The 21,552-nt window shown below is 39.4% G+C and carries 20 protein-coding genes; 5 read left to right on the top strand and 15 right to left on the bottom strand.

Annotated features, from left to right (window positions below; genetic code table 11):
• Both C200_RS10910 and C200_RS10905 read right to left on the bottom strand, forming a co-directional pair.
• Window positions 1-255 (bottom strand): VirB3 family type IV secretion system protein, encoded by a 255-nt coding sequence (locus C200_RS10910; protein WP_017377396.1) that lies wholly within the window; start codon window positions 253-255, stop codon window positions 1-3.
• Window positions 256-612 (bottom strand): TrbC/VirB2 family protein, encoded by a 357-nt coding sequence (locus tag C200_RS10905; protein WP_016209715.1) that lies wholly within the window; start codon window positions 610-612, stop codon window positions 256-258. It lies immediately after the preceding gene.
• A gap of 785 nt (window positions 613-1,397) precedes the next feature.
• Between C200_RS10905 and C200_RS10900 the strand changes: the two genes are divergently transcribed.
• Both C200_RS10900 and C200_RS10895 read left to right on the top strand, forming a co-directional pair.
• Window positions 1,398-2,555 carry an efflux RND transporter periplasmic adaptor subunit gene (locus C200_RS10900; protein ID WP_032126705.1) on the top strand — a complete coding sequence of 386 codons (1,158 nt, stop codon included), beginning with the start codon at window positions 1,398-1,400 and terminating at the stop codon, window positions 2,553-2,555.
• Between the two features lie 19 nt (window positions 2,556-2,574).
• Window positions 2,575-5,682, top strand: a complete 3,108-nt coding sequence (locus C200_RS10895) for an efflux RND transporter permease subunit (protein WP_016209727.1) — start codon at window positions 2,575-2,577, stop codon at window positions 5,680-5,682.
• Window position 5,683: 1 nt separating this feature from the next.
• Here the strand turns inward: C200_RS10895 and C200_RS10890 are convergent, their stop codons facing one another.
• Both C200_RS10890 and ubiK read right to left on the bottom strand, forming a co-directional pair.
• The gene (locus tag C200_RS10890; protein WP_016209723.1) at window positions 5,684-7,189 is read right to left on the bottom strand and encodes a YifB family Mg chelatase-like AAA ATPase; all 1,506 of its coding nucleotides are present in this window, start codon (window positions 7,187-7,189) and stop codon (window positions 5,684-5,686) included.
• Window positions 7,190-7,216: 27 nt separating this feature from the next.
• Window positions 7,217-7,498 carry a ubiquinone biosynthesis accessory factor UbiK gene (gene ubiK, locus C200_RS10885; RefSeq protein ID WP_016209714.1) on the bottom strand — a complete coding sequence of 94 codons (282 nt, stop codon included), beginning with the start codon at window positions 7,496-7,498 and terminating at the stop codon, window positions 7,217-7,219.
• A 148-nt stretch (window positions 7,499-7,646) separates the two neighbouring features.
• On the opposite strand from ubiK, the gene C200_RS10880 reads away from it, so the two are divergent.
• Window positions 7,647-7,988, top strand: a complete 342-nt coding sequence (locus C200_RS10880; protein WP_016209709.1) for a P-II family nitrogen regulator — start codon at window positions 7,647-7,649, stop codon at window positions 7,986-7,988.
• Window positions 7,989-8,107: 119 nt separating this feature from the next.
• Window positions 8,108-9,988 (top strand): biosynthetic arginine decarboxylase, encoded by a 1,881-nt coding sequence (gene speA / locus C200_RS10875; RefSeq protein WP_016209712.1) that lies wholly within the window; start codon window positions 8,108-8,110, stop codon window positions 9,986-9,988.
• An 84-nt stretch (window positions 9,989-10,072) separates the two neighbouring features.
• Here speA and C200_RS10870 read toward each other — a convergent pair whose 3' ends face one another.
• The 11 genes from C200_RS10870 to trpR all read right to left on the bottom strand — a co-directional run bounded on the left by C200_RS10870 (window position 10,073) and on the right by trpR (window position 20,725).
• The gene (locus C200_RS10870) at window positions 10,073-11,590 is read right to left on the bottom strand and encodes a hypothetical protein (protein ID WP_155049898.1); all 1,518 of its coding nucleotides are present in this window, start codon (window positions 11,588-11,590) and stop codon (window positions 10,073-10,075) included.
• Window positions 11,591-11,688: 98 nt separating this feature from the next.
• Complete coding sequence (locus tag C200_RS10865) at window positions 11,689-12,804, bottom strand: glycosyltransferase (RefSeq protein WP_051307314.1); 1,116 nt, start codon at window positions 12,802-12,804, stop codon at window positions 11,689-11,691.
• 127 nt (window positions 12,805-12,931) lie between these two features.
• A complete protein-coding gene (gene aroF, locus C200_RS10860; protein ID WP_016209706.1) occupies window positions 12,932-13,930 on the bottom strand; it encodes a 3-deoxy-7-phosphoheptulonate synthase in 999 nt (332 codons plus the stop codon).
• Between the two features lie 3 nt (window positions 13,931-13,933).
• Window positions 13,934-14,692, bottom strand: coding sequence for a tryptophan synthase subunit alpha (gene trpA, locus C200_RS10855; protein WP_016209700.1), 759 nt, complete (start codon window positions 14,690-14,692; stop codon window positions 13,934-13,936).
• Between the two features lies 1 nt (window position 14,693).
• Window positions 14,694-15,893 carry a tryptophan synthase subunit beta gene (trpB, locus tag C200_RS10850; RefSeq protein ID WP_016209702.1) on the bottom strand — a complete coding sequence of 400 codons (1,200 nt, stop codon included), beginning with the start codon at window positions 15,891-15,893 and terminating at the stop codon, window positions 14,694-14,696.
• The gene (locus tag C200_RS10845; RefSeq protein ID WP_016209711.1) at window positions 15,877-16,548 is read right to left on the bottom strand and encodes a phosphoribosylanthranilate isomerase; all 672 of its coding nucleotides are present in this window, start codon (window positions 16,546-16,548) and stop codon (window positions 15,877-15,879) included. The genes trpB and C200_RS10845 overlap by 17 nt, the downstream gene beginning before the upstream one ends.
• Window positions 16,549-16,569: 21 nt before the next feature.
• On the bottom strand, window positions 16,570-17,346 hold the full coding sequence (locus C200_RS10840) for an indole-3-glycerol phosphate synthase TrpC (protein WP_016209710.1): 777 nt from the start codon (window positions 17,344-17,346) through the stop codon (window positions 16,570-16,572).
• A gap of 3 nt (window positions 17,347-17,349) precedes the next feature.
• Window positions 17,350-18,348: an anthranilate phosphoribosyltransferase gene (gene trpD, locus C200_RS10835; protein WP_016209717.1), complete on the bottom strand. Its 999-nt coding sequence runs from the start codon at window positions 18,346-18,348 to the stop codon at window positions 17,350-17,352.
• Between the two features lies 1 nt (window position 18,349).
• Window positions 18,350-18,928: an anthranilate synthase component II gene (locus C200_RS10830; protein ID WP_016209697.1), complete on the bottom strand. Its 579-nt coding sequence runs from the start codon at window positions 18,926-18,928 to the stop codon at window positions 18,350-18,352.
• Entirely contained in the window at window positions 18,925-20,394 is a 1,470-nt protein-coding gene (locus C200_RS10825; protein WP_016209713.1) for an anthranilate synthase component I family protein, read from the bottom strand. Before C200_RS10825 ends, C200_RS10830 begins: the two co-directional genes overlap by 4 nt.
• 43 nt (window positions 20,395-20,437) lie before the next feature.
• Window positions 20,438-20,725 (bottom strand): trp operon repressor, encoded by a 288-nt coding sequence (trpR, locus tag C200_RS10820; protein WP_016209719.1) that lies wholly within the window; start codon window positions 20,723-20,725, stop codon window positions 20,438-20,440.
• Between the two features lie 200 nt (window positions 20,726-20,925).
• Between trpR and C200_RS10815 the strand changes: the two genes are divergently transcribed.
• Window positions 20,926-21,522 carry a DMT family transporter gene (locus C200_RS10815; RefSeq protein WP_016209699.1) on the top strand — a complete coding sequence of 199 codons (597 nt, stop codon included), beginning with the start codon at window positions 20,926-20,928 and terminating at the stop codon, window positions 21,520-21,522.
• The last annotated feature ends 30 nt before the right edge of the window (window positions 21,523-21,552 follow it).

Below are 21,552 nucleotides of genomic sequence, written 5' to 3'. Positions count from 1 at the left end.
CTACACTCGGTAATAACTCTTCTTACGAATACTGCGTAGGATCACCTGGAAAAAATAAGGATCTTTTTTCGTTAATACCACAGCAACAACATGGATCAATATATTTGCGGGTAATGCATACAAAGTCTGCAAGCCAAGGCCAATCGCACAGCCAAGGGTTAAATTAATAATCGCAATTTCCCGCGGCACACCCAACAATAACAAAGGCTGCGTCAATGACTTATGAATAGTGACTGAAAATCCTAAAACAGACATTTAAAATACACTACCACCGGTCACACCAAACAAACTCGTCACCACGCTCGTTGCTGTAAAGGCAATCGATAGACCAAAAACAATTTGAAAAATCTTGCGCATACCGCCACCAGACTCACCAAAGGCAATTCCAAGTCCTGCAATGATAATAACAATTACACCTAAAATTTTTGCCACCGGTCCCTGAATCGATGCGAGTATTTTTTGCAAAGGACCTTCCCAGGGCATCGGTGAGCCATCAGTGGTGGTTGCAAAGCTTGTATGCATAGTTAATAACAATAAACCTGACAGCATCGCCACGAATTGACTACATTTTTTAAAATTATTTCTAAATTTACTAACAATTACCCTGCTCACTGAGCTCTCCTGCTTGTTATTCATACTTAATTCAAAGCATTATAGCGAGATTGTTGACTACACACCAGAAACAAGAAAAAGCCGATCACGCCATCCAAAATCTACCCTATTGTCAAGGGCTAACGTTAAACCACCCTTAAGCTACACTAATTCCACAATAGGTACATAACAAAAAAATACTAAAAATCAAATAATTGTTTTTGATGTTTAATCAATGATTATATATTAATAAATGCACTTTACCGTTAACAATAGATAATTTAAGTTAACTTCTGCTTATGATACTACAATTAACTATCCCAGGATATAGCTATAGAAATCAGGATAAAATTATAAAATACCGATAACTTAACTAAAACAGTATTAATGCAGTAAATGCAGTATTAGTTCTGCTCTATCGCCAGACCAAAGCACAGCTAAGTAAAAAATCATTAATCACCTAATTAACCACCCAAGCCCGTTATAATAATGGTAAAACACTTAAAAACCTCATAGTACATGCAATTGGCACAATAGCTTTAGCTTTCTACCATCACTCTACTGCACTCAAGAGCAACAACATAACGACTTTATTTATTGAATATTTATCAACATATAATAAACAAAGTCACCTATTTACAAGCATTTAATAATAGCTTAAAGTAGGGTACTTATAATTTAAAAGGTATTTTTATAAGGCAATTGGACTTTAAAATAACAGTCTGTTCTATAATCAAGCACCGCTTTGACAAATTAACAAAAAAACACAGGGATAACGCTCTAGCTTCAGTTAGACATCGATGAGAATGAAAATAGCAAAAAGGACATCAATTTGGATCAGCAGCAGTATTATACTTATAGTTACTGTAGTTACTGCGCTTATCACTTATTACGTATTAAATACTCCAGCCAACCCCACTGTTAACTCGCCTAAAGCAGTATCCGTTACCTTAGAAACAGTTAAAGAACGTGTTATTCCCATGCAATTTAGCACCATAGGCACAATCATTTCGCCTAAAACAGTCATGCTAAAAGCCCAGCAAGCCGGTTTAGTCACACATATCTATTTTCAAAGTGGTGAACAAGTCAATAAAGGCCAACGCCTACTGCAAATCGATAATCACAAACAACAAGCCGCGCTTGCCAAAGCCAAAGCCGACCTGTTTAGCCTGAAGGCAGATTACCAACGTAATTTACAAATGGCTCAAAAAAACCACATGAGCATTTCAGCCAATACCCTCGATCAAAAATTAGGGGCGGTAAGAGCAGCTCAAGCAGCGGTCGCCAGCGCAAAAGAAAGCCTCGCCGAGACCACAGTCCGCGCCCCCTTTGCCGGACAAATTGGTGCACTAGAGCCCATTAATAAGAGTACCAGCGTATCAGAGAGCCCATTTAATCAAAGCAGCCAAGTCACTCTGGGCAGTTATTTAGCCGCAGGGGACAGTATCGTTATGCTCACTGACTCGAAGGCTTTGCTCGTTCAATATCAGTTGCCACAAGAATATAGCGCTCAAATGGCCATCAATCAACAGGTTCATATCACTACCGTTCAACACACTTGGGCAGAAAAAACAGATAAACCACCAGTAACAACAGGTACAGTAAGCTATATCTCACCTACCCTAATTACCAATAGCCATGCCTACCTTGCCCATGCTAGGATAAATACCCTAAACAATACGATGATACTAAAACCTGGCATGACGGTTTTACTGACACAAACCCTACAAGAAGACCACAAAGCACTTGTCGTCCCAGGGTTAAGCTTAGTCCCTACCTTCAATGGCTTTAGTGTCTATACAATAGACCACCATAAGGCCAAAGCTGTTCCCATTGAAACAGGCAACCGTTATAGCACCTGGGTCATCGTCAACCATGGCTTAAAGCCAGGCGACCAAATTATCACTAATAAGTTAAATGATATTCATCCAGGCTCTTGGGTCACAGCCAGCCAAACGATTTAAATCTTAAAAGGCGATTTTCGTGAAACTTCCTGAACTTTGCATCAAACGCCCAGTACTTGCTGTCGTTATCAGCCTGATCTTTATTTTACTTGGCATACTCGGTTATCTACAGTTAACTTTACGTGATCAGCCGAAAGTCTTTAAACCCGGTATAGCAATTCGCGTTACCGCCCCCGGCAGCAGTCCTCAGTATATCGAGCAAAATATTATTATTCCCTTGGAAAATAACTTGCAAGCAGTCTCTTACTTATCTTATACCCACTCAGAGTCTGATCAAGATTATGCGCAAATCGATCTAAATTTTAAAGATATCACCCCCGCACAATTTTTAACCGCTCAATCCCAGGTACAACAAGCGGTCAATGCCACAGACCTTCCCGATAATGCCAACACCCCAGTAATCGACTTGCGAGGAAGTAACACTGAGCAAGCCCTTCTTATCAGCCTCTCTGATCCTAATATGAAACAGCACGCACTCGTTGATTATGTTGCCAACCATGTTGTCAAATGCTTGCAACAAGTGCCAGGTGTCGGCCAAGTACAACAGATGTCAGCAATTGATGCGCTACGGATCAACCTCTCACCCAATAACATGGCGCTTTTAGGGGTGAGTGTAGAAGAAGTCATTGCTGCCCTTAAGAATAATAATAGCGCGATACAAGCCGGCCAAGTGACTAACAGCGATCAAACGATTTCTATTAACCTAGATGCAAGGCTAACGAGTATTGACCAATTTAAAACGATTATCGTCAAACACCAAGGCAATCATTTTATTTATTTAAAAGACGTTGCTACCCTCAGTATTGATAATGTTTCTTATACCGGTGCCTATACATTTTATAATGGCATGCAAGGTGTAGCAGTACGCGTCAGGGCAGCCGATGGCGCCAATCCCATTGCCCTTGGTAAACACCTCCACACTGCATTAAAACATTTACAAAACCAACTGCCTCCAGGTATGCAGCTGCATATTCTTTGGAACCAATCCAAACTCATTCAGCATGCCGTCAGTGAAGTCTTTTATACTCTGCTTGAATCTATGATCCTCGTCGCCTTGGTGACCTTATTATTCTTAGGGAACTGGCGTTTTGCCATCATTCCAATTGTAACTATTCCTGTCTGTATGATTGCAAGCTTTGCAATCATGTGGTTATTTGGCTTTAGCATTAACCTTATGACACTACTGGCCCTCGTACTTGCCATTGGCCTGGTCATCGATGATGCCATCATTGTCCTCGAAAATAGCCACCGTTATGTTGAACGTGGTGACCAGCCAATGACAGCAACACTAAAAAGCATGCAACAAATTGTCTTTCCGGTGATTGGCATGACCCTATCGATTATTGCCGTTTATATTCCAACCGCATTTTTAAGCGGCAAAACGGCTGTTTATTTTCAACAATTTGCATTTACCCTGGCCGGAGCCACGTTAATCTCTGGCGTGATCGCCCTCACACTCATACCGATGATGTGCGCACGGTTACTCAAAGCCAATACAAAAGGCAGCTATACTGACAAACTTGAGCATGCCTTCTTAACACTTACACACTATTATAAACAGAGTTTAAGCTGGGTTATCTCTCATCGTTGGCTACCGATCAGCCTATTTATTACTCTCCTAATAGCAGGTGCAATCATTTTTAAAAGCTTACCGAGCACCATGATTCCAAAAGAATATGCAGGCTATGTGTTTATTGGCATACAAGCACCTGACTCTGCCAGTGTTGCTTATACAGAACGAGCAGCTAAACCCATTATTGCCAAAATTGCCAACATGCCAGAAGTTGCAGCAATTATGTCATTTGGTGGCGGCACAGGAAGTTCAGGTAATTTTGGCTTTAATTTTGCTAAGCTTAAGCCCGCTTATACCCGCAGCGTAGAAAATGCCAAAGTCGCTACTAAAATTACCACCATGTTCAAACATCTTAAAAACGTTACAGTCTTTAGCTCTCCGATCAATATAATGAGTCATAATAATGACAATTCACCCGGTGAAATCAATTTTTATATCACCGGCTATGCCAATTACAATCAAATTGTTACAGCAAGCCAATCATTTGAAAAAGCACTAAAAGAACTACCAATGTTCGAAAAAGTTAACAATAATAGTCGCTATTCTAATCAGCAATATAATATTAAAGTCAAACGCCAATTAGCCAATGAGCTGGGTATTTCTATCGATACAATCAATACCGCAATTGGTACGTATTTAGGTGGCTACAAATTCTCACATGGCTACCAATTTGATGGCGTGGAATACCCACTGTATTTGCAACTGGCGAAAAATGGCCTGCATGATTTAAATGTATTAAAGCATATTTTTCTAACGAATAATCAAGGCAGTCCCATTGCTTTAAGTCGCTTAGTAACCATTGATTATACAACAAGCTTACCACAGTATATTCATATCGACTCTATGCGTGCAGGCGCGATGTCGGTCGTCCCTAAAAGTAACTATACCAACGGCCAGGTCATTAACCAGCTCGAAGCCGTTGCAAAACAGATTTTACCTAAAGATATGAGTCTGCAATACGATCAACATACCCGTGAAATGCTTTCAGGTAATCATACTATAATTTTAATCTTTAGCCTGGGGTTAATCTTCATTTATCTGGTTTTAGCCGCACTATTTGAAAGCTTTATTGACCCACTGATTATTTTATTAACCGTGCCTTTATGTATCATCGGCGCTCTGGCTGCACTCAAGCTCATTGGTGGCTCATTAAATATTTATACCTCCATTGGCCTCATTACTTTAATTGGCCTCATCGCCAAACATGGTGTTTTAATCACTCATTTTGCCAATGAACTTTATAAACAACAAAATAAACAGCAGGATACATCAATAACCACAGCGATCATAACAGCAGCCAGCATGCGCTTACGACCAATTTTAATGACGACAGCCACCATGATATTAGGCGCTGTGCCGTTAATCTTCTCCAATGGTGTTGGCGCAAATAGCCGTATTCAATTAGGCACCGTAATCATTGCGGGGTTGGCCATTGGCACAATTTTTTCATTATTTATCGTTCCTATTGCTTATATACTCTTTGCTTCATTAAAAATAAAAATAAATCAAAATAGAAAGAAAGCCACTCAAACAACGGTTATTTCAGACCCTTAAATCACTCACTCTGACGTCGATCCAAGCTGCGATAGGCCAAGCTTTCTTGCACATGCTGCAGTTTAATGTCTGTACTTTGCTCAAGGTCAGCAATGGTCCGTGCAACCTTTAACAAGCGATAATACACCCGTGCAGATAAGCCAAACTTTTCTATTGCCCGTGTCAGCAAGTTCGATTCTTGTTGACCCAGAGAACAAAACACTTCAATTTGCCTAGGCATTAATCCAGCATTCGGGCACTGCTGACGTTTTAATTGTAATTGACGTGCAACCTCGACCCGCTGCCGTATCACCACACTGCTCTCGGCCACTTGTGTACTGCTTAGTTCATGTTGCAATAACCGTGGTACTTCAATTTGCAGGTCAATACGCTCAAGTAACGGTCCAGAGAGCTTATTTAAATAGCGCTTGATCTGTAACTGACTGCAACGACAACGTTGCTCTTGTGAACCTAAATGGCCACAGGGACACGGGTTCATTGCTGCAATAAGCTGAAACGAAGCCGGAAAAGAGGCCCGGTGACTTGCGCGAATAATATCAACCTGCCCCGATTCTAATGGCTCTCGTAATACTTCTAAGACTTTGCGATCAAATTCAGGCAACTCATCTAAAAATAATACCCCATGATGGGCCCGAGAAATTTCACCCGGTTTCGGCACTGAGCCACCCCCAACCATGGCAATACTCGATGCGGTATGATGAGGGCTGGCAAATTTAGGGATAAACCAACATGATAAATCAACTTCAGCACTCGTTAAGCTATGCACTGCTGCTGATTCTAGTGCTTCTTGATTGGATAAGGCTGGCAAAACGCCAGGTAACCGTGAGGCAAGCATGGTTTTGCCTGTTCCCGGAGGGCCGACAAAAAGTAAATGATGACGACCTGCGGCGGCAATTTCTAAAGCGCGCTTAGCATGCGCCTGGCCTTTGACATCCGCCATATCTAAATAGTGCGTTTGCCCGGTATCGACTTGAAAATGTGCCTGTTCTAAATCACCTTCACCTTTTAAAAAAGCACTAATGCTGGCTAAATTATTCGCCCGATATACAGATAACCCCTCGACTAAGGCCGCTAAATTGGCATTATCATCAGCGATGATTAATTTACGCTGACATTCTTTAACCGCTTTAGCACTCGTTAAGGCCCCAGTGACAGAACGTACTTCACCAGAGAGGGCAAGTTCACCAATAAATTCATAGCCGTTTAAAATATCGGCATCAATTTGGCCCGACGATGCCAAAATGCCGATGGCAATCGCTAAATCAAAGCGCCCACCATCTTTCGGTAAGTCTGCAGGCGCAAGGTTCACAGTAATACGCCGTTGTGGGAAATTAAAGCCGGAGTTTTGAATCGCGCTGCGCACGCGCTCACGGCTTTCTTTTACCGCCGCATCCGGCAATCCTACGATGGTAAAGCCTGGTAAGCCATTAGAAATATGCACCTCAACAGTCACTTGTGGCGCAGCCACCGCAACCTGGGCACGCGAGTAAACAATTGCTAATTTCATGCATCCCTGCCTTGTTTTATTTAAACATTATTCACTATTTTTTAATTCTTTTTGCTGCTGATCTGTTGGTAGCTGTGCTTCTAGTTCATCCACACGCTGCTCCAACGCTTCAACCATTAAGCGTGTTTTAGCTAAAACAGCAGACTGAATATCAAATTCTTCCCGTGTCACTAAATCCATTTTTTGAAAAGAGGACTGCAATACCGTTTTCATGTTCCGTTCAAGGTCTTCCTGCACACTTTTAAGACCACTCGGCATCGCCTCAGCGATTTTTTTTGCCATATCATCAAATAATTTAGGGTCAAACATTGCTTCTCCTGTCGCTAATATTCACTTTATACTTCCCTTATTTGACATCAACTATCATCAAAAGACAAATGCCAATGTCTTAATGTATTTACGCATTGTATTTCACAGTGCTTTAAAGGATACTAGCTGCCAAAAGGGAGGGTAAATTATGAAACTGATTACCGCAATCATCAAGCCATTTAAACTCGACGAAGTCAGAGAGGCACTGGATCAAACCGGCATCTCCGGTATGACAGTCACTGAAGTCAAGGGCTTTGGTCGCCAAAAAGGCCATACTGAGCTCTATCGAGGTGCTGAGTATGTTGTTGACTTTATGCCTAAAGTAAAAATAGAAATCGCCGTCAGCGCGAATATGGCTGAAGCGGTCATCAATACGATTCTAAAGCATGCTTATAGCGGCAAAATGGGTGATGGTAAAATATTTGTACAAGCCCTTGAGCAAGTGATTCGTATTCGCAGCCAAGAAATGGATCATGATGCCCTACAATAAATAATCACCAACTGCGGCAATATATTTTACAAATATAATTATAATTATGGTTTTAAATTTAACTTTATATTTCACCTTAACTTAAATATTTAAGCTTAGTAATATCACGGAGAACCCTTGTGACTTGGTCGATCCAGCAATCAAAAGAACTCTACAATATCTCTGAATGGGGAAACGGTTACTTTAATATCGATGATCAAGGTCAGCTGATAGTCCAACCACAAGGCAGCCACAATAAAAAGTCAATTCGTCTCGATGATCTAGTCAGCGAGCTTGCAGCACAAGGCCAGGAACTGCCACTATTGATCCGTTTTACCAATATCCTCCGCCATCGTGCCCAGTTGCTTGCCAATGCCTTTACTAAGGCGATTCACCATTACAGCTATCTAGGGCATTATACACCTGTATACCCAATTAAGGTGAATCAACAACGCGCCGTAGTAGAGTCTTTGCTCTCAGCACACAAGGCCAGCGTTGGCCTTGAAGCCGGTAGTAAACCTGAACTGATGGCCATCATCGCTCTTGCCAATAAACATTCAATTATTATCTGTAATGGCTATAAAGATCGTGCCTATATACGCCTGGCCCTTATCTCACAAAAACTCGGTAATGATACCTTTATTGTCATCGAAAAACTCTCTGAACTTAACCTTATTCTTGATGAAGCGAAACAGCTCAATGTCACACCCAATATTGGCGTGCGCATTCGCTTAGCTTCACTGGGTAAAGGCAAATGGCAAAACACCGGCGGTGAAAAAGCCAAGTTTGGCCTTTATGCTGGGCAAGTCATCGAACTGATTAATATTCTAAAAAAACATAAACAGCTCAATTGCCTACGCTTATTACACTGTCACCTGGGCTCACAACTGGCTAATATTCGTGATATTCAACGCGGTGTCAATGAATTAACGCGTATTTATATCGAATTAAAGCAACTTGATGCACCTTTAGACTATGTTGATCTCGGTGGCGGCTTAGGCATAGATTACGAAGGCACCGGCTCACGTAACTTTTGCTCGATGAATTACAGCTTAGATGAATATGCCAGTAATATTGTCAGCGCCTTTAAAACACACTGCCAGCAGGCAAAGATCACTGAACCAAATTTAATCACTGAATCCGGCCGTGCCCTCACTGCACATCATGCTGTTTTAATCACAAATATTATTGATTGTGAAAAACCAGTCGGCATAACACCTGCCCCAGCACTTAACAAACATGATCATGAAATCTTACACCAGCTCGCAACCGCTCAGAGTAATATCACCACACGCAATGCCATCGAACGTTTTCATGATGCAGCTCATGCACTGAGTGAAGCTCAATCGATGTTTAATCATGGTATATTAAATCTACAGCAGCGCGCTCAAGCAGAGCATTTATATTCGGCAATTTGTTTACAAATTAAAAACTGCTTAAATCCCAATCATCGCGGCCATCGTGAATTACTCGATGATTTAAACGAACGCCTCGCCGATAAGATTTTTTGCAATTTATCTATTTTTCAATCTCTGCCAGATATTTGGGCCATCGATCAAATTTTCCCGATTATGCCAACCTCAAGACTCAATGAAGAACCCAGCCGCCGTGGTATCTTACAAGATATTACCTGTGACTCGGATGGTACCATTAAGCACTATGTCGATGGCTTTGGTTTAGAGTCTAGCTTGCCTTTACCCATTGATCATCCAAAAAAACCTTATAACATTGCAATTTTTCTTGTCGGTGCCTATCAAGAAACCTTGGGTGATTTACATAATTTATTTGGTGATACCAATGCTGTCCACATCGAAGTCAATAACGATGGCAGCATAGAAATTTGTGAGACAGTTAAAGGTGATACAATTGCCGATGTATTAAGTTATGTGCAATTTAATCCAGAAGATTTAACTAAAGCTTATTCAACGCGAATCAATAATAGTGCACTCAGTAACGCAGATAAACGCGACTATTTTAATGAACTAGTTAATCACTTTAAAAGCTCAACTTATTTAATTTAGTACCAGACACGAAATGATCAGAAACTTAAAGTATTATAATAATCAAGGCTAAAGAGGCTAAGAACTTATTAAATATATCGATCATTAGACATCACTTGCCCTGTTAGAGTAAAGCTTATCTTGATCACGCAGATATAGATTATATATACCTATATTCTGCGCATAGTGATAATGATGCCAAATTTTTTTAAATCTGCTATTTTCCAAGAAAAAACTTAGAAAAACTATTGAGTTTTCTTGCCTAAGAATAACTAAATCTGGTTTGTTCTGATTGAAATCCTCTACCACAGCCTGCTGAATAAAAGTAATAGCCTTATTTAACCTTTTATTATCAGTCACACTTAATCTTTGCTGGTTTTTTCTAAGCACAAACATTTTCGGCAACATCCAAAAAGAGGGAAACCGTGAGGCATTTTTTACATTTGAATAATATGAAAGAGTCGATGTTTCCAGGTGGCTTGAAAAAAAATAAATTGATTTTATTGATTGATTTTTTTTTACATACTTTATCAATGTATTATAATAAGCAGCATCACTATGCTCTATTGATTTTAACATTACTCCATCAGAGGAAGTAATTGCACGGCTTTCTTCTAATCCTGCCAGCACATTTTCTCCAATGATAGACACCAAGAAAAACAAAATAAATACACTCACAAAAAAATTAAATAAAAATAGCATATGTTTTTTCAGTGAAAAAACATTATTCATATTTTTAGCTAACAACAAAAAACATAAAACTGCAGAAAAAACAGCAACTGAATACATGGGCAGCAAATGATAATACCAAGGTTGGCCTGGAATAAAATAAGCTAAAAATAATCCAGCAATAGACAGTAATAAAATCAAGATAAAATGACTATATTTTTTAAATAAGAAACATGTAAAAATTGTATTAATAAAAATTACAATGGATACAGCAATAAAGGGACTACTAAAGAGACTTAATTTTGAAACAGACTCAAAACCAGTATAAAAATTAATATCATAAGGGATAATAACAGAAAGATAACTCGGCGTAATAAAGTAAACAGCTATCACATAAATTATCGAAGTTGCAACTAAAAAAACCAGTTCATAGCGAAACAAAATTTTTATATTTCTGTACTTAATTAAAAATAAAATCTCGATAAATAAAGGCGTAAAAACAAAGTAGGGCTTAATACAAAACCCTAGGGCAGCACTGATACCAATAAAAGCTCTGACTAATTTTTTAACACAAACCTGATCATGTGCTGCAGATAATAAAATATAAGGCATTACCAGCATAATCATTAAGTGCTCACGCTCAGCAAAGCTATACATAGGTAATATAAAATAAATAATTAAAAGAGAAATCATTAATAAATTAACTGTTAATTTATCATTAATAAATTTCTCTAAGATCAAATAAGATAGTAATAAAGAAACTATCCCAATAAAAAATGTTAAGCTATAAATGGCAACACCAATTGTGACATGAATATATTTGACCAACAATACAGCGGGAGTATAAAGATATAAAATTAATGGTGGATTTGTTTCAAAAAAATTATTAACATACGAACCACCTGCTAATAACCGTTGTGTTGCTGTAACTAGCCAAAGCATATCCTCATTCAAGATAATATGAGACTGCATTAAAACGGAGACAATCAATAATAAAAAAATCAATAATTTTGATTGAAAAAACAACTTCATCATCTCTAACTATCTCGTTATTACTTGGTAGACACACGCCAAATCAATCTTGAAAATAAAAAATAATTAATAACTGAACCTAAAACAATACTAATAAAAATAAACAAATCCATTACTATAAGCGATGAGTCATTGATATTATGAAGCCAATGGAGCATTATCATTTGGATAAGCACAGATAAACAAGAAAAAACATTAAATCTAATAAATTTAAAAAAAATCCTTTCTTTATTGTAATTTTTATCTTTAAAAACTATAAAATTATTTAAAATAAAATTCATTACGATAGCACATTCAATACTAATTAAACTCGCTAAATCAAAAGAAGTAAACCCATGCAATATATTATATAGTGTAATCTGCAGAATCATTGACGCACAACCTGCTACACTCATTTTAATATAACGTTTTATCTCCAGCAACCGTAATAATGCAACGACTTTTAAAGAGTCTTTAATATTTCCTTTCGGTGATTTACTCACTCCCTTGGCTCGATCAATAAAATGAATCGGATATTCAATAATTTTTGCCCGCATTTTATGCAACTGCCAAAATAACTGTAACTTATATGCATAGTCTTTTGACAGTAATCGCTTTGCTAAAAATCTCCTCAAATATAAAGCACGTGTTCCACGAAAACCACTCGTCAAATCTTTATAGCGAAAGGTTAAAAATAAACCAGCAATAAAATTGCCAAATTTTGAGACTAAACGCCGCTGCCAAGGCCAGCTTGAATCAACTGAACCGCCTTGGATATAACGACTACCCACCACAACATCAGCCCCCTGATCAAATAGTTCAAGCATTTTAATCAGATAACATGGCTGGTGAGAGCCATCGGCATCATACTCAAACACAATTTCAGCCTGTAGATGATCAAGTGCATAGCGCATCGCCTGAACATAAGCACTGCCGAGGCCCGTTTTGCTAAGCTCTGTCAATAAATCGATATTATTATATTTTTTTTGTAAGATTTGTGAAATTTTATCTGTTCCATCCGTTGATGCACTATCAAAAATAATAATTCGTATATCCCAGTAGGTTACTTTAACTATCTCATTTTGCAATTGCCTTACCGTCCTTGTCAGACATAAACATTCATTATGCACAGGAATAATAATAACAATTTTTTTCACTTTTTCTTATACTACCTTTATTAAGAATTAATGAAATAAAGCAAATTTTAGGAAATAAAAAAGATAAATGTGCTTCAGCTAAACCATAAGCATTGACTGTCACTCAGCACATTATATAGGCTAAAAATTAACCTTTGATTATATGATACAAATATTGTAACTCTTGAGCTAACTGATTAAAATCAGCCGTACTAATCGTCTGTTGTGCGTCTGTCAGTGCTTGATCAGGATAGGGATGAGATTCGATCAATAATCCATCCGCACCCGCAGCGACCGCCGCCTTTGCCATCGGTGCAACGAGCGAGCGCTTACCGGTACCATGGCTTGGATCAATAATCACCGGCAGATGAGATAGCTCTTTTAAAACCGGCACCGCAGCAATATCCAAGGTATTACGCGTATAAGTCTCAAAACTACGAATGCCACGCTCACATAAAATCACCTCAAAATTACCGCCACTCATGATATATTCTGCCGCATGCAAAAACTCATGATAGGTTGCCGATAACCCTCGCTTTAGTAGCACGGGCTGACGTGTTTTACCAACGGCTTTTAACAAACTGAAGTTTTGCATATTGCGTGCACCAATTTGCAAAATATCAGTATAGCGACCTACTAATTCTAGCTCTTGTACATCCATCACCTCAGTGACAACCAATAAGCCATAGGCATCTGCCGCTTCACGCAAATAAACCAAGCCTTCTTCACCTAAACCTTGAAAGTCATAGGGAGAAGTACGCGGCTTAAATGCACCGCCACGCAGTATCTTCGCACCACTTTGACTGATTGCTTCTGCGGTTGCAAATATCTGTTCACGTGACTCCACAGAGCAAGAGCCACTAATCAGTGTTAACTCATCACCGCCAATGATGACATCTTTCACCTTAATTTGTGTGCCTTCCGGCTTAAAACTCCGGCAGGCCAATTTGTATTTACCCGTCAATTGCTTCACCTCAAATACACCCGGCAAACGAACAAACTGCTTATAATCAACCTGGTCATCGACACCATGAATAACAATTAAGTTTTGCCCTTGCTCGACGACAGAAAATCCCATTTGTTCTAAGCGCGTCATCAGGTGTTGTTTGTCTTGTTGGGATACTTCCTCTTGGAGCTTTAAATGCATTATTTACCTCGGGTCAATGTTCTTAACTAATGTTTCTATTTGTTCTGGATGCAGTGCTTGTTCAATTAAATTAACAATATACGAACCTACCACAAAGCCATCAGCAACAGCGAGCGCTTCTTTAGCACTGTTCTTACAGCCTATACCAAAACCAATGGCGACCGGCTTTTGTGCGACTTCTTTCACCTTGGCAAGGTGAACTTTGGTAGTGACAATATTTGACTGCGCCTGCACACCGGTGACGCCTTTACGACTTACATAATAAAGGAAAGGACTATCTAATGCAGCAGATTCTTTAACCCGTGACAGCGCCATTGTATTGGTAATTAACGGGATAATCTGTAAATTATAACGCTGACAGAGCTGAATATGCTCAGCCATTTCCTCTAATGGCAAATCAACCACCAAGATCGCATCTACACCCGCTTGCTGACTGCGCTGATAAAAACACTCACCATGCTTTAAAATTGGATTGTAATAACTAAATAAAACCAGCGGAATCGCCGAATGTTCACGCACTTTCTCGATGATATAAATCACATCATCAAAAGTTATTTGTTGCTTTAAGGCACGTGTCATTGCCTGCTGAATCACCGGCCCATCCGCCACGGGGTCAGAAAAAGGTACTCCTAACTCGACAATATCCACCCCTGCACGCTCTAAGCTTAAAATTGACTCTATCGTTTGCTCCACAGAAATGTGACCTGCGGTAATATAGGCAATAAAGGGCTGCTTATTATTAAATACGGTTGAAATACTCAATTTATACCTCCTCCTGGCTCAAATATTGCTCAACTTGACCAAGATCTTTATCCCCACGTCCAGATAAGTTAATCACCACCTGCTGACCGGCTAACTGCTCTTTCTCGCGTGTCACGTAAGCCAAGGCATGTGAAGACTCCAGGGCGGGAATAATCCCTTCAAGGCGCGCCAAATTTTGCATTGCCGCTAGGGCCTCATCATCATTGGCAAACGAGTACTGAGCACGGCCACTGTCTTGTAAATAGGCATGTTGTGGAGCAATCGATGGATAATCTAAGCCGGCAGAAATCGAATGTGTTTCACTGATTTGTCCATCATTATCCTGCAATACATAGCTTTTTACCCCATGCAATACACCCACTTGCTTATCGAAAAAGCGCGCTGCATGTTCACCGGCTAACTTACCCACTCCACCAGCTTCCACACCAATAAGCGCCACCTCATCATAGGGGATAAATTCAGCAAAAATGCCAATAGCATTCGAACCACCACCGACACATGCGACAATCGCATCTGGACGCTGACCCAGTGCCTTCAATGCCTGTTCATGGACTTCTTGGCCAATAATCGCTTGAAAAGTCGCCACCATTTCAGGAAAAGGTGCCGGCCCTAATGCTGAGCCTAAGCAATAGTGCGTATGATCAAAGCTTGCGGCCCAATCCCTAAGTGCCGCATTCACTGCATCTTTCAGTGTTTTCGTCCCAGTCTCCACCCCAATTACAGTCGCCCCTAGGAGCTTCATCCGCTGCACATTCGGCGCTTGGCGCACCATATCAACGACACCCATATAAATAATGCACTCAAGTCCTAAACGTGCGCAGGCAGTTGCCGTTGCCACCCCATGTTGACCGGCACCAGTTTCTGCAATAATTCGCTTTTTACCTAACTTTTTAGCAAATAAACACTGACCTAGTGCATTATTAAGCTTATGTGCTCCAGTATGTAATAAATCTTCACGTTTTAAATAAACCTGAAGATTATGCCCTAAAAATTCACTAAAACGCCCAGCATAAGTTAACGGGGTCGGCCGCCCAGCGTATTCACGTAACATCTGTAATAAATCATTCGTAAATACACTATCACTCATCACCTGATTAAATAAATCATTAATTTCATTCACAGGATCAACGAGAATTTCTGGAATAAACTGTCCACCAAATTCACCAAAATAATGATCAACAGCCTTAAGCGTTCGCAACATGAGGCTCTCCTTGGAACTGAGCTAAATAAATAAACTGTTTTATTAAAGTCTGCGATTTCACACCTCGAACTGATTCAACGCCACTGGCAACATCAACCCCATAAGGTTGATATTCACAAATCTTCTCTTGAATATTATTAATATTTAAGCCACCCGCAATAAAATAACGAAAACCATTGATATTAATTAAACTATTTTTTTTGTTTATATTTGTTTCTTGTCCTCTACCAGGCAATGTCGAATCAAATAATAAATAATCTCTATTTTTGTCTAATTTTTTTAAACAATCATCAATCTCTTGATCAGCACCAACATGAATATTGCCAGCCTGATCAAACTCTACTACGTAAATTCTTTTTAAATCGATAGCTAAATCATCACAGGCAAGACGAGCACGCTCACCATGCAATTGCACAGCTGTTAAATTACAAGCACGAACAATATCAGCAATTTGCTCAGCATGGTGATGTGTAAAAACACCCACAGGAATTGCATTTTCACCGATAATCAATGAACTAAGATCAATCGCTTCTTGCATAGTTACATACCGCGGCGATTTTTCTTCAAAATTCAAACCAATATAACGCGCACCCGCAGCAATCGCAACTTTGGCATCTTTCATTGTCTTAATGCCACAAATTTTCACCTGAACCATACAATTAACCTAATTAATTTATCAATCTTTTAACATAGTTTGAATTAAAGCAGTAGGATCATTACTTTTAACAAGCAATTCACCAATTAAAGTCGCAGTAAAACCAGATTTTTTCATCGCTTGCACCTGTTCAATAGAATGTATGCCAGACTCTGCAACCACCTTAATATCTGTACTTATCGTCACATGATCGATCATACGCAAGCAATGCTCAGGATCAATGCCTAATGTATGCAAGTTGCGATTATTAATCCCTAATATTTTCGCACCCGCATCTTCAGCACACTTAATATCATCAAGGCTGTGTGTTTCCACAAAAGGTTGCAAACCAACTTCAAGCGCAACTTTAATTAAATGAACTAACTGACCTTTAACCATTGAAGTAATCAGTAATACCGCGCTGGCACCAAACGCTGCCGCTTGATAAATTTGTAACTCATCGATGATAAAATCTTTGCGTAATACTGCAATGTTCGTATCAATTAGGCTATCTGAGACTTGCTTTAAATCCTCTAATGAGCCATTAAAGTATTTTTCTTCGGTCAAAACAGAGATCGCTTGCACACCCCCTTGAGCATATTGATGAGCTAACGCAATCGGATCATTAATTTTAGCTAAATGACCTTTAGAAGGTGAGCTACGCTTGATTTCAGCAATAATATTAAATTGATCAGGCAAAAACTCTTTTTTTGATAACTCAACCACACTCATATTTTCTAAACGCTGAAAAATATCCTTAGCATCTATTTCGGTAATTTCTTCTTTTTTAATCGCTATCATTTTATCAATAAAATTCATGATTTAACTTTGCTCCTGAATTAATCCTGCTAATGTTGTTAGCGCCTTACCCTCTGCGATGGACTCACGCACCAGATCAATAGCTAAAGATAGTGAGTTAGTAATACCATAAACTTCAACGGCCGCGGCTGCATTTAGGATTACTGTATCGGCAAGTGGGCTTTGCTGCCCCTCGAAAATATCCAGAATTTTACGCGAATTAAAATTTTTATCGCCACCAGCCAAATCATTTAATTGGCATTTTTTAAAACCTAGCTCTTCAGGGTTAATTACTTTTTCCTGAATTTTACCGTTCATTACCTCTAAACACTCTGTAACTGCATGTGTTGTCAGCTCATCAACACCATCACCACAGACAAGTAACGCTTTTTTAATACTCATTTTAGCTAACACATTAGCAAGCAAGACTAAACACTCTTTATTAGCAACACCAATAATTAAGTAATCCGCCTGTGCCGGATTTAATAGTGGTCCCATTAAATTAAAGCAGGTTGGAATCCCCAGTGCTTTACGTGTACTTTTAATATGAGCAAAACTTGGGTGAAACATTTGGGCGAAAAAAAAGCCAATGTTATGCTTGGCAAGTGCAGACTGAATTTTAGCTTCATCCGCATATAAATTAATTCCGAACGCTTCTAATACATCAGCTGAACCACATGCAGAGGTTGATGCTCGGTTACCATGCTTTACAACTTTAACACCACAACTTGCTGCTAAAATAGCCGCAGCTGTTGATATATTGACTGTATTCGCACCATCACCACCGGTACCAACAATATCAAGCGCAGGCTGAGTCACTGTAATTGGCGCCTGCTGCTCTTTTGCAACCTGAATGATACCTAAAAATTCATCAACACTTTCACCTTTAGCTGCAAGCAAACTTAAAAATGCTGCGGATAGAGCAATATTATCAGTTATAAATAATTCTTTTGCAGCATGATAACTTTCAGTTAAAGTTAAATTTTCTTGATAGAGCAACTTTTTTACAGCCTGTTGTAGCATTTCAGTGAAGCTCCACTGCCGCATTTAAAAAATTCTTGATGATGTTCTGACCGTTCGGCGTTAAAATAGATTCAGGATGAAACTGCACACCATACAAAGGCAAACTTTTATGAGAAATTGCCATCACTGTTTCATCAGCGACTTCGCCATGAATATTAAAACTCTCTCTGATTGACTCCTTATCAACGATTAAAGAGTGATAGCGCGCTGCTGGAAAAGGTAATTTTAAGCCAGAAAATAACATACTGCGATCATGATAAATATAGTCATCTTTACCATGAATAATCTCATCTGAGCTGACAATATCGCCACCAAAAGCATTAGCAATAACCTGGTGCCCCAAACACACCCCTAAAATCGGGATAGTTTTCGAACATTCTCTAACGATTTCCAAGCAATTTCCCGCATCATCAGGCCGACCAGGCCCTGGAGAAATAATAATTGCTTGTGGTGCTAAAGCGATGACCTCTCTTGCTGTGACCTCATCATTTTTGACAATTTTAACGTCCTGATCCAGCTCAATCAGCTGCTGATAAAGGTTAAAGGTAAAGCTATCATAATTATCAATTAATAAAATCATTGGCTTTTCTCCGCAGCTAAAATTGCTTCTAATAACATTCTGGCTTTATTTCGTCTTTCATTCACTTCACCTTGAATATCAGAATCATGGACAATTCCCCCACCAGCACGAATAGTGCCAATGCCATTTTTAATCGATAACATCCGAATAGCAATTGCACTCGTTAAATTTTGTTCAGCATCAACCATACAAAAACAGCCACCATAATAGCCTCGCGGACTATTTTCTAATTGGTTAATCAGCTGCATTGCACGAATTTTAGGTGCACCAGATAAGGTTCCAGCAGGTAGCGTTGCAGAAATTGCATCAAAAAAATCACAATCATCCTTTAGTTCACCAACGACAGTCGATGATAAATGCATCACATGAGAGAGCTTAAGTACTTCTTTTAAAGCCGTGACTTTAACAGAGCCTGCTTTTGCAACTTTACCTAAATCATTGCGACCTAAATCAACCAACATCATATGCTCAGCACCATCTTTAACTGAGCTTTGCAGTTGGACGGCCAATTGCTCCTCATCAGCACCAGATTGAAGACGTACCGTGCCTGCAAGTGGTCGAGTTTCAATCAATTGATTATGAACATTGACGAGTACTTCCGGAGATGCCACCATCACGTCTTGACCACCCACTTGGCTAAAACATAAATAAGGTGCACAGCTCAATGCTCTCAACTGTTGGTAAATTACCAAGGCATCTGATTTAATTTTCACTTTAAAATCAGCAGATGGGACCATCTGGAAAATATCACCTGATAAAATATAAGGCTTAGCTTTCGCGACCATATCCGCATAATGATCATCCTGAGTGATCACGTCTAGATGTTGGTAAACATCCGCCCCACTTGGGCTTATTTTAGCATCCACCGGTTTTTCACAAGCAACCTGTGTTGTTAATACTTCTATACGGTCTAACGCCTGATAATAGCCGTCGGCTTCATTGTCAAGATCAACAACAGTAGCAAGTATTAATTTACGCTGTTGATAGTCATAATGAATTTGATCTTGATAAAAACGAAAAATATAATCTGGGTTATCACTTTGCTGTAAGTCTTTAATCCCAGGTAAGTGCTTGACTGACTCATAACTAATAAAGCCAAAAGAGCCACCAATCACTCCAGGTAACATTTGGCCTGAAACCGCTTGATATTGCTGCAAAGCGGTTCTTAATACAGCAAATGGTTCAATCTCTAACTCACGCTGCGTATTATTGTCAGTGCTATATTCACACTGATTATTTTTAATAGATAATTCTGCAACTGCGCGCGAGGCAATTGTTGTACTTAGAAAACGCTTATGCTCAGGATCAGCACTTTCAAGCAAAAGCGCTTTTTCATCCATCGCTTGAATATTTCTAAATGATTCAACCGCACCAAAATCATCAAAGCTTGCTTCTTTAAAGACGATAATGCGTGTTTGCTGTTTAGCAAGAGCCAAAAATTCTTGGTGCGATAATGATGCTAGCATGCTTTACTCCTGGTACTAAGGCCGTAGCACCAGGAGGACAAATTTACTGGATGAGAGCTTCTTCCAGCATTGCCCTTAAGTGACTATCGACTCGCTTTAATTCATTTGACCCACGGGTAATTTTGGTAATACTGATAGCAAGATCGGCGGCAATCTGTCTTTGTGTTTTTTTGCCAGCCAATAATTCACCCACCAATAGTGTGCGCATTGACACATCATCCACCTCTGCAGCAGTTAGAAAAATCTTCAGTACTTGGCTCAACTGATCTTTTTCTAAACCGGCACATAAGTCGATGAAACGCCACCAACCTTCTTCTGTTGCTTGATTCATCAAATTACCTCTCTAGGTCTTGTGTATTTATATAACGTTACAAAGTGACTGTCAAGTTTTATTTGCTCATTATATCTTAGGGCGCCTAAGTAAAGAAGCAGCTGTTCTCATTGATCTAGCTATTTTTATTGAGTCCATCATAGCCAAAACGAGCTATGCTAGAATAACGGCTATCGATTCAACTAAACTTAATTTTATTTATGAGACAAAACCCCTCCTTATCGATTATCCTCTTAGTTCTTGCCCAATTGATGACCGGGATGAATATCACCACATCTAAGTACCTCGTTACTCACTTGCCGATACTCTTACTCATGCAAGTACGCTTTAGCCTAGATGCACTGATCTTGCTGTTTTGTTTATGCTTATCTAAAAAATCAACACCCATATATACTCCATTGACTAAACTCAAACACAAAGATTGGCTTATTATCTTCGCTCAAGCCTGCTGTGCTGGCGTACTTTTTAATCTACTCATGTTGTGGGGCGTGCGCTATACTTCAGCCAGCATAGCCGGAATCATCACCAGCGCTTTACCTGCGCTAATCACAGTATTTTCACTGCTGTTACTCAAAGAAATACTCAATAAATTTAAATTGCTCTGTATTAGTTTTGCTACCGTAGGCTTATTAGTCATTAACATCCAGGGCTTGCACTTTAACCAACACTCCCACCTTGCCCTGTGGGGCGATTTTTTAATCATTCTCGCGCTTATTCCTGAAGCCTTATACTACATCTTAACTAAGTCGAACCATAGTATAGCGCTCGATCAACAGTTTCTGACCTACTATCAGTAGGTTAAAAAATACAATAAGGAAAAACGATGC

The sequence above is a fragment of the Piscirickettsia salmonis LF-89 = ATCC VR-1361 genome (genome assembly GCF_000297215.2).
In the GTDB taxonomy this organism is placed as follows: domain Bacteria; phylum Pseudomonadota; class Gammaproteobacteria; order Piscirickettsiales; family Piscirickettsiaceae; genus Piscirickettsia; species Piscirickettsia salmonis.
The sequence above is the reverse complement of the archived record's forward strand: the minus strand, read 5'-3'. Positions and strand labels throughout refer to the sequence as shown.